We start from the raw sequence: 15,870 nt of genomic DNA on the forward strand, positions 1-15,870 counted from the left end.
GTCACGTTCGCGAGAACCGACGTGAGCCATTTCTACATAAAGTAGCCGATCATGGGTGGCGAAGGCAACTCTTTATGAAGGCGACATAGATGCGATCCGCCGAGCGCGCTTCGAAAAACTGCACTGTTGTCTGTCGGACGCCGCGCGTGATCTTGACGCCAATCGGCACGCCCCGAAACCAGGTTCTGCCCTGCAAACGCACCGTTGCTCCAACGCGTGTGCGATGCAGATGACGCGTGCTGCGCTCCCATCTGTCCGCAATACATTCGACCACCGACGAAAGACTATTCTCCGAGACGCCGGAATATTGCGGTGCGCTGGAGAACACCGGATCAGGTCGGGAGCACGACGCGACAGCGAGGCAGATACCCGCCGCGAACAGGAGTCTCATGCTGGCTGCTCGCACGGCGTTTCCATCTTCTAGAAGTGCCGGTGAGCAGCCAGGTCGCATCGACCCGGACGGACCTTCACGCCGGAATAGGTGGAAAATGCGGGCCGATTGTTCGACAAGCGCGTGTATACTCATATGCCGTTGTGCTGTCCTGAAGTTACCCGCATCCGCGGGCACCCATTTGCATGAAGCTTACCACCGCCATTTTTCTCCTCCTCACTTTCAGTTGGATCTGCCTGCGTGCAAATGCGCAGCCGCAAGCGGACATCCCAGAAGACTATGCTTATCTGCGGCGCATGCATGTGCCCGATGTAGTTGTCAATTGCGTAGCCGCTTTCGATCGCTGGGTTCGCACCACCCCACGATACGATTTATTTGTTATTTCGGAGCGCCGCGCTCTGACTGCAGAAGTACTATCCGGTAAGGCCATTGCGGGCGATACGACAACGTTGCCGATCGACACCATCGTCAAAACACCGGCCTTCGCCAAGGTCCGTGGCAAATATGTCTGGGTCCCCGTCAAGGCGACGTGCAAAATTTGGCACGGGCATGTCGTGGGCCTGAGCGCTCAGCCGACCACCGTCCAATAATGGTCGAGCCGCAGCCAACGCGGTTCATTCCACCGGGTGGTCAGTAGACCAGACTAGCAGCCTATTGTTTCGATTTTGACGGTATTCGCAGGGACCTTCAAAACGCGCAGGAAAGATGATATCCAGCTACGGGACATAACCGGTTCGTTGCCTGATCTGAGTCCGTGGCGACGGTCACCACGACCTGCTTAAACATCAAGACGTCGTCCAGGTGACATGGTGATCCCGATGCTGCGGCGTCTCGCAGGGTTCAATACCCTTGGTGCCAGTGTCGCCCATTGTGGCCCGGGCCGATCCCGATTGCCGGCGCCGCGTAATAGCCGGCGGCGAATACAGATGCGTCTTCGAATACCGGGTCGGAAGCAGGGGGCAGGACGGCGATGCAGCCTGCCAGGCCAACCATGCGCGCGAAAACGCCCAGAAGTCTGATCACGATGTTCCCGCTCTCACTAGTCGTCTATTTAAGATGAAGGTGGTTTCCTGGTTCGCAACCCCGTTGCAGGGGATCTGGTCGGCCGGTTACCGTTAGACAACCTGGCGCCACCACACTCGTGATGAGCTTACATGCAGTGACGGACAGACGAAAGGTGGGGAACCCGTATATCTTCGTTGGACACCGTGGCGAGGCCCGTGAGTATTGCAATCTGAACTATGTAACCGGACCCATCATCGTTCCCTGTTTGCGCTTCCGGGCGGTGAGCTTGATGCGCCAGCAGGGAGTCGGTACTGGCTTGTACGCCCGAGCCGCGTGCGTTTCATTCGGCTGAAAACGACACGCGGCTTTCTTCCGCCTTCGCCTTCGGTCTGGCAGCGCTCTCGACTAAAACACTGTCGCTGTACACTATGACGTCCCGGGCCGCCTTTGAACAAACAGGCTTCTAGGCGGCTGCCATGCAGAATCACGCGTGTACTGACAAGGTTCGGATGTTTCAGAGAAACCCCATGCGCCGCTCACGATTGCTGGTCACACCAGCTGTGCTCGGTGGCTTCGCGCTGGGAATTTATTCGGTATCGCTTTACGCAACGCCGCCATCGCCGCTAGACCCTCGTGTGACGCAGTCGACCATTGAAAGTACCATCTGCCACCGCGATTACCTCACAAAAGTGGCGCCGTCTGTCGATGAGCGACTATTTCGTAAGGGCGAGCTTCTCGCACAGCGCGCTATCACTCCGGAATCGGCGCCCCTCTATGCGCTCGACTTTCGCGTACCAGTGCTGCTCGGTGGATCGCCGGACGCACCAGAGAATTTCGACCTGATCCCGTGGGACGGTCCTGGCGGGGAGCGCCGCAAGCGACGCTTCACCGTTTTTCTGAACCGCTGCGTATGCGCAGGCGAAATCCCCTTGGCTCGAGCCCGGGCCGCATTGTCGGGAGACTGGCCACGCACGTATCCGAATTTATGGATGTTGCGATGCAGAAATGTGTCCGATGCAAGGTGATACAGGACGCGTTTTGCGTGCTCTTTCGGGGAAAAGCGAGTAAGGAAATCCTGATTTACTCCAGTGGGCTTAGTTTCACGGCCCGCAGCATCTAGCGACTACAATGGGTGCTAGTCAAAAGACGAATGCGACCAGCCATGTATCTTCCGTCGATCCATCGAGCACGGAAACGAACAGCCCGACCAGTCTGGATAGTCGTGTGCCTCGCGCTCCTTCTGTTGCCGCCAGCCCTCCTAGCCCAGGACGAAAAGCCGGGTATCTCATTTTCCGCGATTGAGCCCGGCGCACCACTGCCATCAGGCTGGAAGAACGTGCCGGTCGTGCACGGCAAGCCCATGACGCAATACACGCTCGTTCACGAAGGTCAGACCGCCGTCCTGCAGGCGGACGCGAATCACTCTGCGTCTGCGCTGATGCACAAGGGCAACATCGACCTCGCCCGCACACCTGTGGTGGCATGGCGCTGGAAAGCAGAAAGACCGATCGAGGGCGCCGACAACCGCGTCGGATCGAAGGAAGACGCGCCAGCGCGACTTGTGTTCTTGTTTGACGGCGACAAAAGCAAGCTATCGTTTTTCGACCGGGCCAAGATGGACCTGGCGAAGCACCTGGGTGGCGAAGAACTGCCCTATGCCACGCTGATGTATATCTGGTCGACCACAGTCGCGCCAGGGACCGTCATTGCCAACCCTCACACGAACCGCGTACAGATGATCGCGGTCTCCGGTCTGTCCGGCGATGCGGGTCAGTGGCAAAACCTACGCCGCAATATCGTGCAAGACTACGAGCGGGTCTTTCACGAGCCGCCAGGACGAATCTCCGGCTACGGGCTGCTGACCGATACCGACAATACTGGGACCACGACACGCGCCTGGTACGGCGACGTCGAGTTCCTGCCCGGGCCCTGATAACGCAAAGCCGTCGAACTAACTGAGCACATCGGTACGATGCGAGTGGCTGTCCTTGAGTCCTTTCGTCGAAGGCTGATAGTCGCAACAATTCTCTCTGCGGCAACGACAGTTTTGTGACGGCATAGGTCGGCGGGTACAACCGGCCGTCAAGAGCGGGTCAGTTCTCTGAATCCAATGGCCTGAATGCACCGCGTGAGCGACGTTTGTTACGCGCTCACGCGGCCGCTATTAGTCTGGAACAACAGGCTCTTGGAATCATTTGCGATGCGAGCCATCAGCGACGGCAATCCCTGGTGCGTCGCTCGGGCTGCGATAACGCTCCGACAACGCTTCGTACAATGCAGGCGCAAACAGCTTCGACACCTGACTGGATATCAGCGCGGTGGCCATCAGCGAGATGACGAGTGCGTGGCCGTTGATCATCTCAATGACAATGACGAACGCGGTGATTGGACTCTGTGTTACTGCTGCCAGATAACCGACCATGCCGAGGGCGATCAGCATCGGAAGTTGCATCTGGCCGAATATCAGGTGCAATGCGTTGCCGATTCCCGCGCCAATGGCAAGAGACGGTGCAAACAGGCCACCCGGCGCTCCCGGCAGATACGATCCGACCATCGACGCCATCTTGAGCAGCGGATAAGTGGCGCCGAGCCGCGCGCGTCCTTCCAGCATCGCACGCGCTTCGGGCATAGCCGCTGCCGAACGTATGCCCACCCGACGTGACGCCGATCACGGCAACGATCAGGCCGCAGGCAGCGCCGAATGCGACCGGTCGGCGTCCTCGCCAGGTCGTGACTGAAGCAGGCATCCAGCGGCGGGTATTCAGCAGCAGCCAGCAGAACATGCGGGAATCGCCGCGTTGATGGACGAAGCCAGGAAGGTTGGCGTACGACTCGCGGTCGAACCGCTTCATCCCATGTACGCGGCTGAGCGCTCAGTGATCAACACTGTCGGACAGGCCCTGCACCTGTGCCGGCAACTCGACCCGAAAAATGAGTCTCTTGGCATTGCGGTCGATGTCTACCACTGCTGGTGGGACCCTCAGCTCGCAGAGTCGGTTTCCGCGGCCGGGACTGAAGCACGGATCGTCGCATATCACGTGTCTGACTGGCTGACGTCGGCCACGGACATGCCTCTCGATCGCGGAATGATGGGTGACGGCGTGATCGATTTGAAAGAGACCAGACGCCTCATTGAAACAGCGGGATACAACGGCATGACCGAGGTGGAAATCTTCTCCAAAGACGGCTGGTGGAAGGCACCGCCGGACGAGGTTCTGAAATGTTGCGCCGACCGGCTGCAAGGCGTCTGCTGAATGTCAGCGCTGCTGTTGGTGCTCACAATTGCCGGGCGGAATTTGCGAACTTCAACAGCAGCCGTCGTGCTTTTTGGCAAACGTTGAGATCCTAGCCCCGAAACCGCCTTCATTCGCTGCGCTGGTCCGGCAATTCTTTACCGAGTTGTCGTTGCGCGACGTCGAGCGCGCACTGGCGGTGCCGATGATGCGTTTCGAGCAGCCGATGCTGAACTACCTCGCGCGTGCGGAGATAGTGGTCGTGCTCGGCCAGGCGGGCGAGAGCTAGTCCTCGCGGAGCGATCACATGCTACTGACGATGCTCTACAACACGGGGATGAGTGGCTCCGAGATCATCGGAATACGGGTCGTCGATCTGTTCCTCGACGATGCAGCGTGCGTGCACCTACGCGGCAAAGGGCGCAAGCTGCGATCGGGTTTTTCGATTAGTAGATTGTTGCTCTTTCAGCGGACGCGACGAGCACGAAACGAGTAAATGCGTGGTACGGCTTTCCGTGCCATCTGCAAAGCCAAGGCAGATGAACTACCCGCTTCAGGCTTTCGCCACCACCTCACGCCGGGCTGAGCATCTCGTGCGGGATATCAGGGGGTGCGCCGTCAAAGCGGGCGCGCGCGGCATGGATCTCGGAATGACGACGATCGGCCCACTCGATGAGGGCCGCCATCGGGTCCAACAGAGATTGTCCTAGTGGCGCCAGTCGATATTCGACGCCCGGCGGCCTGGTGGGAAAAACATGGCGGGTGATGAGTCCGTCGCGCTCCAGATCGCGGAGTGTCTGGGTAAGCATGCGCTTGGAAATGTCAGGGACGGCTCGGTGAAGCTCGCTGAAGCGCTGCGATTGCGTCGCCAGCTCCATGATCATCAGCATGCTCCATTTGTCGCCGATGCGGTCGAGCACGTCGCGAACCGCGCAGTGTGCGGACCCGGCGTCGCCTAACTGACGTTGATATCGGCTGAATCTCTCGATCGCATTCTGGGCGGTGCTCATTCGGGTTCCCTTTACATCTTCAGGTAACAAAAAACTGCCTCCTTACGGCGCGAGGCATAGGTCTCTATGATAGACCTACTCTCAGACGAAAACCGTTCGTCAAGAAGCTCCCAAGTCAGACCCTGTTTCTGTCCGCTTTTTATAGCCAAGCTCCGGCGGACACGTGGGGCGCCGTGTGGTGAAGTTGCCGGTGCAAGCAGGAGATTCCTGTGTCACCGCATCCAGCCGCAGTCCGCAGACACTGAGCCGCTTCGTCGCGACGGTTAAAGCAGATTTTAAGGATCCAACCACCCTCGCCGCGGCTTTCGCCGTAGTCGAGCGCTTGCTGACCCTCTCCATCGATGGGTTGGGTGACATCACTTTTTTCAACAACAGCGTATCAGGACGAATCTCCAGATCGCGAGTTGACGTTTGCAGACAACACTAATTTCAGGAGAAGTACATGTATTTGGTAATGGGAATTACTGGAAAAGTTGGCAGTGCGACGGCAACGCATTTGCTGGCGCACGGTAGGAAAGTACGCGCAATCATCCGCAATCGCGACAAGGCGGCGAATTGGGCGGATCAGGGCGTGGAACTGGTCGACGGTGACTGGAATGATGCGGCCGCCGTAAAGCGGGCGCTCGACGGGGTCGAAGGTGCATTTGTCATGCTGCCCGCTAACTGGGCACCCTCGGCTGATTTCAAAGAAGCAAAGAGCGTGATCGCGAGCTATGTCCAGGCGCTGACCAAAGCAGCGCCGCTGCGATTGGTTGCGCTCTCGTCGATGGGTGCGAACAGAACCAGCGGGCTGGGAATGATCACGGCCTTGTCGCTCATGGAGCAAGAATTTCGCCACCTGACATTGCCGACCGCCTATGTGCGCGCCGGCGGATTTTTTGAAAACTTCCTTTACGGCTTCCACGTCGCCCAGGGCGGCACGCTACCCGTCTACTACAACCCGACGAATCGGAAATCGACCATGGTCGCGACCAACGATATCGGCGCTGAGGTCGCAACGCTTCTGAGCGGGCCGGCGTGGTCGGGGCATCGGGTCATCGAACTTGGTTCAATGGTGAGCGCGGATGAAGTCGCAGCCCAGCTGGGCGAAGTCATGCAGCGTGACGTCAAGGCCTTTGCCGTCCCGCGGGCTGGGTGGGCAGCGGCGTTCGAACAGTTCGGCGTCCCGAAGGGCCAGACCGCACCGGCCGAAGAGATGTTCGAGGCCGTCAACGTGGGCTGGATGGACCTCGGTGTGGAGAGTACGGAGCACGTCGCCAGCGCAACGTCGGCCCGCGATGTCTTTGCGGCGGCTCAAAAGGCCGCCACGGCATAGATGGTGTCAGCGATGGGATGCGACTTCCGGGACCTGCTCCGGAAATCCGCGTGTCCTTCGGAATGAGTGCGTCGTGGCCAGCAGTCCTGAGTAACGCAACCGGCACCCGATGTACATCGGGCCCCGGCAGTGAGTTTGAAATGGCACGGTCGATGTCAACTGCGCCGCTGGCATTAAGAAAGATCGAGGTTAAATATGAAGATTCTTGTTTTAGGTGCAACGGGCGGAACGGGACGGCTGATCATCAGCGACGCCGTGGCGAAAGGCCATTCCGTTGTGGCGTTAGTTCGCTCGACGGCAGCCGCGAATCTGCCGGGAGCAGAATTGATCGAGGGCGATGCCCGCGATGAGATCACCCTCGCGCGCGCCCTGGACGGCTGTGATGCAGTCGTTAGCGCGTTGGGCACCGGCATGGGCTTCCGCAAGGTCAGTCTGCTGACTGAAGCGACACGCGCGCTGGTTCCGGCGATGACGCGCAGCGGCGTGCGCCGCTTGGTCTGCATCTCTGCGCTGGGGGTCGGGGACAGCCGCGGCCACGGCGGCTTCGTGTTCGACCGGATATTCCAGCCCTTGCTGCTCAGCCAAGCCTACAAGGACAAGGACCGTCAGGAAGCCGCGATCCGCGCCAGTTCACTCGATTGGGTCATCGTTCGGCCCGGCATGCTCACCGATGACCCGGCTCAAGGCAGCGTCAGGGCCGTCAGCGACCTCGCAGGCATCAACGGCGGCAAGATAGCCCGCGCCGATGTCGCTCGGTTCGTTGTCGATCAAATGACGACCGACACCTGGTTGAGGCGGGCACCAGTCGTCCTGTGGTGAATCGGCCCGGCAGCGACTGCCCGACGGCCAGCATGCTGGTCCACGGCACCCTCATCAGACAAGGACGTGCAAATGTCAAAGATTTCTTGGCGTCAGGTATTACCTTTGGTTCTTGCCGCATTTTTCGTCGTGGGATCGCTCAGCAACATCGTCGCCCCGCGATCCATCTTCGAGGAATACCTGAAGTGGGGATATCCGCACTGGTTCCATTTCGTGACCGGTTCGCTGGAACTGATGACAGCCGTTCTGCTGGCGCGGGCACAGACGCGGCTGGCGGGGGCGATGCTCGGCTGCGCCGTGATGTTGGCTGCCTTGGCGACCGTCATATTCCACGGCGAATACGGGCATGGGGTGGCGCCACTCATCTTGGCGACATTCTCGATCGTTGTCGGCTGGATCGCATGGCGCGACCAGCCCGCTGCCGGTTCTATGGCACGGGCCTAACTTTTACGCGGCCCTCAAGAACTTATGAGCCTGCCGGAGATGCTATTACTAACTGTTGTCGGGACATTCGGCATCGACGTCTGTATCGCCCACAACAACGGTAAGGGCTGCCATTGCACCGCGACCTGTAATAAAGCAGATAAAAGGAAAGCCCTCAAACGGATTACAACGTGCAAACGAAAAACTCAACGACTGGCGAGGTGACAGGTCGGTCGTCTACTAACCCACATACGCCATGAGCCTGCTCGCGCTGTTTTTGTTTCAGGGGATTGCCGGATTCACTGGGCAACTACTCAATTTCGCGTTGATCTGGCAGATCCTGAACTGGTATCACTCGCCATTCCTGATGAGCGTGTGCTCAGGAGTTGGGATTGTGATCAACCTGGTATTGACGCCGTGGATCGGTCAGTTAGTCGATCGTTCGCACCGCCTGAAGGTGGCGGCCGGTGGTGATCTGCTTTCCGTTGTCGTCTCGTGCGGCTTGTTTCTCTGCCTCCCGGCATTGCATGGCCAACGCTCTGGCGTCGTTGTAATCATTATCGCTTACGCGCTTCGCGCGTTGGCAACTCAGATCCAGTCAACGGCCTTTATGGCTGCACTTGCGGACATGAGCGATGATGTGACACGGGGGCGAATTTTTGCGCGATGGCAGACCGTTGTCTCGGTTGCTGGGCTTGTCGCTGTGCCCATGTCCGCCGCACTCATGAGCGTGCTGCGTCTGGATCGCTTTGTCCTGATCGACCTGGCGGCCGTATCGGTCGCCGTAGTCAATGCATGGCGCGTGGCCCTCCGCACACCGATGCATGCCGTTGAACCGACAGCAGCCGAGTCGCGGAGTACAGCTTTCCAGGATCTCAAAGCAACGTGGAAGTATCTGCGCGAAGACGCGGCTCTGACCACCTTCCTTCTCGCGCTCCCATTCATCAATTTCGTCTGCGCGCCAATCAGCACGCTTCTCCCTCCATTGATCAAACTTGACTGGCATCTAGATGTAAAGAGTTTGGCGATTGCGGAAACCCTTTTGACGATTGGAATTCTGGCGGCCTCGATGCTGCAGTCAGTGTGGACACCGAAAGTGAGGCGTGAGTACCTGATCGTCGCTGGACTTTTCGCGCTCACGGCTTCAATCGGGATGATCGGTGGATGGAGCGGGGCAACGCCGTTTCTCTTATACAGCGGAATGCTGGCTTGCGGTCTGTCCGTGATGTTCGTCCGCATTCCACTGCGGACGGCTATTGCCACCAGTACACCTGAATCGATGCGCGGACGAGTCGATTCCGTGATGCTGGTGCTCGGTAGCGTGGCGGCCCCCATAGGCCTGCTGGCATTCGGCGCGATGGTGGAATTGACTAGCAGTCGCTCTGCAGTGTGGGTAGGAACGGTCCTCCTGGGCGCGATGATTCTGGTACTTGCGATCCGCGTCGGTGGGATGAGGCGTCGCTCAAACGTCCTTCAGTCGTAACATTTTCTCCGAAGCCCTTTGCCACAAGAATGGCTGCGGTGTGGAAGGTCGGCTGACCAATATAAGTGGAGTTGAGCCCAGCGTGAGTTGAATGACGGTGGAGTCGGATGCAGTCGGCCGTCCGTCGCTGTGCGGCCACAACCGGCCTTTCGACGGACACGCTGAATCGTCGACAATCTCGCGCTGAGGTTCGATCCTCGGTGCGCCGTTGTCTCTGTTGTAAAGTTCCAACCAGAGGTAGTCGTGAGCAGCGATTCAATCGAGGCCATTGCGCCTGGCGATGCGGACGTGTTTGTGGCACGGCAACCTGTGATGGATCGGGCTGGTCGCATGGTCGGCTACGAACTTCTTTTCAGGGATGGACGCACCAGTGGAGCTCGGATTGGGGATGAACTGCGCTGTACGACGGCGGTGATAGAACGTGCTGTGGGCTCGATCGGTATTGAACGGCTTGCAGGGACCAAGGCCTGCTTCCTGAACTGCCCACATGACTTTCTGTTTTCGGGCTACCCGTATGTGCTACCGGCATCACGTTTCGTTCTGGAGATTCTGGAGTCTGTTGAGCTGACTTCGAGCCTCTCGCGTCGGTGCAGCGAGTTGCAAGGGGCAGGCTTCCAGATAGCGCTGGACGACGTCACGAGCATGACTGACGAGATCCAATGGTTTCTTCCTTACGTCGACATCGTCAAGATCGACTGGCCGTTTGTGGAGCGTGCGAAGTTGCCGGAACTCATCAGTCAGTTCAAACGCGCAGGAAAGGTCGTGCTTGCCGAGAAGATCGAGAGTGCAGAGGATGCGGAGCTTGCCTGGCAACTGGGCTGTGATCTGCTGCAGGGCTATTATTTCGCTAGACCGCAGACCCTTTCCGACAAGCGCGCGATGCCTCCGGTCAGGGCAATTCTTCGCGTGTTCGACCTCGTCGGCAGCGGTGCTGCGTTGGATCGTGTTGCGCGGGCGCTCGGAGAGACGCCACTGCTGGTTGCCCAACTGTTACGGCTTGCAAACTGCAGCGAGCAGCCGAACGGCAAATCGGAGCGCATTTCATCGCTCAGACAGGCACTCTCGATAGCCGGAAGTCACAGACTTCTGCATTGGTGCGGACTGCTGCTTTACGTCGACCGGGACAGGCTTCCATTCGAGGATGATCCGGTTGTGCTGCTTGCGCAGCGACGGGCACATTTCATGGAAGAAGCGATCGACGCGATGCCGGACGGATCATATTTGCTGGCGGCTGCAGCCTATTTGACGGGCATGCTGTCGCTACTGCACGTCGCGTATCACATGGAACTGCGCAGCTTCGTCGACGAACTACCCGTCTTTGATTCCATCCGGGTGGCCATCCTTAACGGCGGCGGCATACTCGGCGAACTGCTTTCGGTCGCAGCGCTGCTTGAACAGGGCGATGTGGGCGCGGCGGGGGTGAGACTTCGACAACCGGGGGTATCTCCAGCAAGGGGTCGGAAGATCGTTGAGTGCTACTGACGTGATTTCCCGTATCGTGAGCGGATTGGCCGAAAACTTTGGGATCCTTAAAAATCATGGCGGACGCGTTGGCAGGTATAGGTTATAGCCCGAGGTATCAGTGGGATCCGGAGAGCGTTCTGATATCGCATCGCGGTCAAGCGTTCAGGAGCTAAAGCACGACGCGCAATCCGGTCCGATCCGCTCGATGAACCTGGCGATGTGGCGCCCATCGCAGTTACACGAAGCGCGGCGCTCGCATGCAATCTGCATCAAGCTGTGATCGGCCAGGAGCTGTTGTTCGACATTAACCTCTATCTTGGTGAAATCATGCGGCAATCACGTTTTTTCCCCGTTCTTCTGACAACATTCGGAATTGTGGCTATGCTGCCAAGATTGACGTCAGCCGCTCAGTCTCCGGCCACGCCGCTTCCCCTTGACCAGCTAAGGCTTTTCGCTGAAGTGTTTGGGCAGATCAAGCGGGAATACGTCAAACTCGTTGACGACGACACGCTCCTGACCGCTGCTATCAAGGGAATGGTTTCGAGCCTCGACCCGCATTCGGTATATGTCGATAAAACCGAATTTCAGGAATCTCAGGAGCAGATCACTGGTCGCTTCGCCGGAGTTGGGCTTGAGATCGGATCGGAAGACCGCTTCATAAAGATCATCGATCCGATCGAGGACACCCCCGCTTTTCGTGCCGGTATCCATTCAGGCGATCTGATCACGAGCATCGACAACAAGTCGGTCAACGGTATGACAATCAACGACGCCTCAGCGAGGTTGCGTGGCAACCCTGGCACAAAAGTCACACTGACGCTTTTTCGCAAGAGTCAAAACCGCTCTTTTCCAGTGACGCTTTCGCGTGCACTAATCAAAGTGCAAAGCGTTAAGGCGACTGTGCCGGCACCGGGATACGCCTACGTACGAATAACCAGCTTTCAGGAGCGCACCACTCCAGACTTGGCGACCAAGCTCCGCGCGATTGCCTCGCAGCAGCCGAATTTGAAGGGCCTCATTCTCGATTTGCGCAACAACGGCGGTGGCCTCGTCGAGAGCGCGGTTGGTGTGGCTGGTGCATTTCTTCCACCGAATTCGATTGTTGTGACGACTAACGGCCAGGCAGGATATTCGAAGCGCGCTTATCGCGCTACTTACCCGGACTATCGGCTGCCGTCCTTTGAGCGCGACCCGCTTCAGAACGAGTCGCCCATTTTTAAAAAGGTGCCGTTGATCGTGCTGACGAACGCGTACACGGCTTCGGCTTCTGAGATCGTTGCGGGCGCATTGCAAGACGCGTCGCGCGCCACGATCCTCGGCAAAACAACTTTCGGCAAAGGTTCGGTGCAGACCTTGGTACCAATGACGCGGGATTCGGCGTTGCGTCTAACGACGGCCTACTACTTCACCCCGAATGGTCGCTCGATCCAGGATATCGGCATCCGCCCTGACATTCAAATCGATCAATATTCCGACGGTGATCCAGACGACGCGCTTGCAACCCGAGAAGCGGACGTTCCGAATCATCTCGCAAATATTCAGGACCCAAACGAGAGGGAAGAACTGGAAGCGCGCGAGAAGGATCGTATTAGAAATTTGCACTTATACGAAGAGCACACCGACGCAGAGACCCCAGAGCAGCGCCGTAAGAACCGCGAGAGAACGTCGATCGAATTCGGTTCGAGCGCCGATTTTATGTTGCAACAGGCATTGAACAAGTTGCAAGGCAAAGCTGTGCTGGAGTCGCGAGCCCTACCTAACGGGCGTCTAGCTCAAAGCGACACGCCGCGGTTGCAGTCGGAGCCTGAAGCGCACTAATTCATTTTTCTTCGCGATACTCGGGCGCATCCCCCGGCGTCAGGTTACCTGTCGTGTATCCGGTTCTTATAGATCCGGTCCGGGGGCGGTGAAATCAGGGTGAATGAAAACCTACTCACCAGAAATAAAACAAGCGCTGGTGCGTCGCATGGTCCCATAGGTGGCTTGCCGCCTCCTGGCTGGCATGCACTGCGTTTTCGATCAGACGAATGTGTTCGAGTGGCATTCTGCTATCGCCGTTTAATAGGGGACGTTTGACGAACAGGGCGACAAAGTACGTCAAGCCGTTGACGATGTCCGAAAGGCCCGAAATCGCCTTTTTCGACGCGGCCTCAAAGAATCGAGCATTACCGGGGGGAGAGCGCGCCATGATTTGCCCTTGCTCACAACGCGGCCGACCCACCCGAATGCAGTAAGGATGCCGCAACATCTGTTTTGGGCGCGCCTTTTACCGACACAGCGGGCCTGAGACTTCTGTAGCGTCGACCGTCCAGCTTTCAGGATGGGAGCGCTACGCCTTTGATGAGTGCAGGTGGCTCGACAAACGTCGGCATCTTGATGCCCTTGTCATAGAGGTAGATACCTGCACTATGCTTTTGATCTCTGGGCCAATCGGTGGCGACGGCGTGAAGCCAAAGGAAACGTGATCATCGTGCGTTACGCGGATGATATCGTCGTCGGCTTCGAGCATGAAGCTGACGCGCGGCGCTTCTGGGATGCGATGCAGGCGAGGTTGGAAGAGTTCGCGCTTGCGCTACATCCGGACAAGACGAGGCTGCTGGAGTTTGGCCGCAATGCAGCGGGCAGACGAAAGCGCTACGGCCTTGGCCGGCCGGAGACCTTCAGCTTTCTGGGGTGCATCTTTATCTGCGGGCGGTCACGTCGCGGTGCTTTCCAGCTTCAACGGAAGACTCGTGGCGACCGCATGCGGGAGAAACTCAGGCAGGTCAAGGAGGCGCTTCGGCGGCGCATGCATGACCCGATTCCAATGCAGGGGCAATGGCTCAGGCAGGTGGTACGCGGGTACTTCGCGCATCACGCGGTGCCTACCAACTCGCGGGCGCTGGCTGCATTTCGATCCCACGTCACCGATCTCTGGCGGCGCACGCTCCGGCGACGCAGCCAGAAGGACGCCTTGACGTGGGATCGAATGGCGCAGATCGCCAATGCCTGGCTCCCGCGACCTCGCATTCTTCATCCGTGGCCAAGCGATCGGTTTGCCGTCAAACACCCGAGGTAGGAGCCCGGTGCCCGAATTGGGCACGCCGGGATCTGTGCGGGGGGTGCTCAGTAATGAGCATCCCTACCGCGATCTGGACTGCGCTCCCGGGGGCAACAGTTTAGCCATTGAATTGTTGGAACACACGCCGCCAAACGCATTCCTACGTCATTGGCGTTTTCAGGCATTGCTGTATGTAAGTGACTTAAAAAATCGAGAAAAAATTACGGATCCCGCCGCAGAATGCAAGGCAATTTTGCCGACTTTATTGACCGAAACGTTGCGATCAGAATTTATTGCGAAAAACCGCAATACCCGGAAATCGGCAGAGGCTTTTTGTAGACAAATGAAAAGACCTATGAGAAAGTTCCCGCGAGCAGACATCTTTCTTTTTGTTACATAACTCAAATAGAGAGAGCCACCGCATTAGATGCGAATAGCTCGGCGGCCTTCGTCTCACATAGTGCCCAATGCGTCGAGAGAAAGAAAAAATGGTCCGTGTAGCGGGCAAGGGCAGGTTGCCATGCCACGGCCGAGGAAGCGTTTTGCAGCAGGCTACTGAGGGGCGGTAACGATGAGTAACCCAGTCGGAACAGAGTCGGGCACCGGCTCGACAAAGAAAACACAACGGTATGGCCGGCAATTGGCGCTCCACCATATGATGGCCTTTCTTCTGCATCTACCGTTCGGACCTTCCTAATCCAGACATTCGTCAAACGTCTCAGCGGCCGGTGCCCCAAAAACTGGCTCTCTGACCGACTCTCATTTATTAGTTAGGTATGCGAATCGTATCGCAGGTGTGGGCATCCGCTCGCACTCCGGATTCACGATTCGCCGAGACTGAGAGCAGTTTTAGGCCGATGCAACGCTGAAGCGCCTCGTGCCGCAACGAGACGGTTTAAAAGTTATAAATAGGCATCCTGAATAAACGGGATGCATGCACACGCTCGCACTTATGAACTTCTCATTTCAATTATCTGGTGAGGCAACGACATGAACAAGGCATATCGGACCATCTGGAACAAGGCGCTGGGCGCCTTCGTAGCCGCGTCGGAGTTGGACGCATCGCGCGGCAAGGGGAAGTCGGGGGCGGCTGCTTCTATGTGCGACGCACGCAGCGGCGAGCAGGGTGCTGCCGCGTCGCCCGGTTCGGGACCGCGTGTCGTCACCGTGCTGTTGTTAATGGGTTTCGGGGGATGGGGCGCGCAGGCGCAGGCTCAGGCCAACTGCTCGGCGGCGCCCTACAACTTCTATAGTGGCAGTGCCACATGCGTGGGCCAACAGTCTACCGCCTCTAGCGGCGGAGCCACCGCGGTAGGTTATGGGGCCACCAGTACGGGAATTAATGCACTGTCTTTTGGTTTTCAGGCCATTGCCAATGGTATCAACGCCATTTACATGGGTGCGCGTACAGCTGCCGGTACTGGAGCGACCGCGCAGGCGGCGATCGGCATCGGGACGGACGTCACCGCCAGCGGCTCGGCGGCCATCGGAATTGGCCTTGACGCTGTCTCGAGCGGCAATCGGTCGACTGCTGTCGGCCCATTGGCGGAGGCGACGGGGACCAACGGCGTCGCGATGGGTGCCAGTTCGAGCGCTGCCGCGTCAGGCGCCGTCGCATTGGGCGGCGGCGCCACCGGTTCGCAAACCAACGGTATAGCCGTTGGTGCGGGAGCCAGTGCCACCGGTG

Annotated in this window: 17 protein-coding genes and 1 pseudogene; 14 read left to right on the forward strand and 4 right to left on the reverse strand. The window is 58.3% G+C overall.

From position 1 onward, the window contains the following. Positions 1 to 49 precede the first annotated feature (49 nt). Entirely contained in the window at positions 50 to 391 is a 342-nt protein-coding gene (locus BM438_RS30735; RefSeq protein WP_093642497.1) for a hypothetical protein, read from the reverse strand. 185 nt (positions 392 to 576) lie between these two features. Between BM438_RS30735 and BM438_RS30740 the strand changes: the two genes are divergently transcribed. From BM438_RS30740 to BM438_RS30750, 3 genes are all read left to right on the forward strand, one after another. Next, positions 577 to 981, forward strand: coding sequence for a BspC domain-containing protein (locus BM438_RS30740; protein WP_093642500.1), 405 nt, complete (start codon positions 577 to 579; stop codon positions 979 to 981). Between the two features lie 942 nt (positions 982 to 1,923). Beyond that, complete coding sequence (locus BM438_RS30745; RefSeq protein WP_244179493.1) at positions 1,924 to 2,421, forward strand: hypothetical protein; 498 nt, start codon at positions 1,924 to 1,926, stop codon at positions 2,419 to 2,421. Positions 2,422 to 2,558: 137 nt separating this feature from the next. Next, positions 2,559 to 3,329, forward strand: coding sequence for a DUF3047 domain-containing protein (locus tag BM438_RS30750; protein WP_093642503.1), 771 nt, complete (start codon positions 2,559 to 2,561; stop codon positions 3,327 to 3,329). Between the two features lie 258 nt (positions 3,330 to 3,587). Here the strand turns inward: BM438_RS30750 and BM438_RS30755 are convergent. Beyond that, positions 3,588 to 4,179: pseudogene (locus BM438_RS30755) on the reverse strand (chloride channel protein); the annotation flags it as partial. A 15-nt stretch (positions 4,180 to 4,194) separates the two neighbouring features. On the opposite strand from BM438_RS30755, the gene BM438_RS30760 reads away from it, so the two are divergent. Further along, complete coding sequence (locus BM438_RS30760; RefSeq protein WP_279630568.1) at positions 4,195 to 4,650, forward strand: sugar phosphate isomerase/epimerase family protein; 456 nt, start codon at positions 4,195 to 4,197, stop codon at positions 4,648 to 4,650. Between the two features lie 73 nt (positions 4,651 to 4,723). After that, complete coding sequence (locus BM438_RS45905; protein ID WP_208620725.1) at positions 4,724 to 4,918, forward strand: hypothetical protein; 195 nt, start codon at positions 4,724 to 4,726, stop codon at positions 4,916 to 4,918. Positions 4,919 to 5,201: 283 nt separating this feature from the next. Here BM438_RS45905 and BM438_RS30770 read toward each other — a convergent pair whose 3' ends face one another. Next, complete coding sequence (locus BM438_RS30770) at positions 5,202 to 5,639, reverse strand: winged helix-turn-helix transcriptional regulator (protein ID WP_093642506.1); 438 nt, start codon at positions 5,637 to 5,639, stop codon at positions 5,202 to 5,204. A gap of 442 nt (positions 5,640 to 6,081) precedes the next feature. On the opposite strand from BM438_RS30770, the gene BM438_RS30775 reads away from it, so the two are divergent. The 6 genes from BM438_RS30775 (at position 6,082) to BM438_RS30800 (ending at position 12,961) form a co-directional block, all read left to right on the forward strand. Next, positions 6,082 to 6,954 carry an NmrA family NAD(P)-binding protein gene (locus tag BM438_RS30775; protein ID WP_093642508.1) on the forward strand — a complete coding sequence of 291 codons (873 nt, stop codon included), beginning with the start codon at positions 6,082 to 6,084 and terminating at the stop codon, positions 6,952 to 6,954. A gap of 195 nt (positions 6,955 to 7,149) precedes the next feature. Further along, entirely contained in the window at positions 7,150 to 7,773 is a 624-nt protein-coding gene (locus BM438_RS30780; protein ID WP_093642511.1) for an NAD(P)-dependent oxidoreductase, read from the forward strand. Between the two features lie 72 nt (positions 7,774 to 7,845). Further along, the gene (locus tag BM438_RS30785; protein WP_093642514.1) at positions 7,846 to 8,217 is read left to right on the forward strand and encodes a DoxX family protein; all 372 of its coding nucleotides are present in this window, start codon (positions 7,846 to 7,848) and stop codon (positions 8,215 to 8,217) included. Between the two features lie 235 nt (positions 8,218 to 8,452). Beyond that, positions 8,453 to 9,679 (forward strand): MFS transporter, encoded by a 1,227-nt coding sequence (locus BM438_RS30790; protein ID WP_093642517.1) that lies wholly within the window; start codon positions 8,453 to 8,455, stop codon positions 9,677 to 9,679. Positions 9,680 to 9,922: 243 nt separating this feature from the next. Beyond that, on the forward strand, positions 9,923 to 11,161 hold the full coding sequence (locus BM438_RS30795; protein WP_143131792.1) for an EAL and HDOD domain-containing protein: 1,239 nt from the start codon (positions 9,923 to 9,925) through the stop codon (positions 11,159 to 11,161). A 309-nt stretch (positions 11,162 to 11,470) separates the two neighbouring features. Then, positions 11,471 to 12,961, forward strand: coding sequence for a S41 family peptidase (locus BM438_RS30800; RefSeq protein WP_093642569.1), 1,491 nt, complete (start codon positions 11,471 to 11,473; stop codon positions 12,959 to 12,961). Positions 12,962 to 13,076: 115 nt separating this feature from the next. Here the strand turns inward: BM438_RS30800 and BM438_RS30805 are convergent, their stop codons facing one another. Beyond that, a complete protein-coding gene (locus tag BM438_RS30805) occupies positions 13,077 to 13,331 on the reverse strand; it encodes a hypothetical protein (RefSeq protein ID WP_143131793.1) in 255 nt (84 codons plus the stop codon). A 213-nt stretch (positions 13,332 to 13,544) separates the two neighbouring features. On the opposite strand from BM438_RS30805, the gene BM438_RS30810 reads away from it, so the two are divergent. From BM438_RS30810 to BM438_RS30815, 3 genes are all read left to right on the forward strand, one after another. After that, positions 13,545 to 14,201, forward strand: coding sequence for a reverse transcriptase domain-containing protein (locus BM438_RS30810; RefSeq protein ID WP_093642525.1), 657 nt, complete (start codon positions 13,545 to 13,547; stop codon positions 14,199 to 14,201). 7 nt (positions 14,202 to 14,208) lie between these two features. Continuing rightward, entirely contained in the window at positions 14,209 to 14,583 is a 375-nt protein-coding gene (locus BM438_RS45685; protein ID WP_167378494.1) for a hypothetical protein, read from the forward strand. A 590-nt stretch (positions 14,584 to 15,173) separates the two neighbouring features. Further along, on the forward strand, positions 15,174 to 15,870 hold a 697-nt coding region (locus tag BM438_RS30815), incomplete at its 3' end, for an ESPR-type extended signal peptide-containing protein (RefSeq protein ID WP_279630569.1).

It is taken from the genome of Paraburkholderia aspalathi, assembly GCF_900116445.1.
Lineage (GTDB): Bacteria > Pseudomonadota > Gammaproteobacteria > Burkholderiales > Burkholderiaceae > Paraburkholderia > Paraburkholderia aspalathi.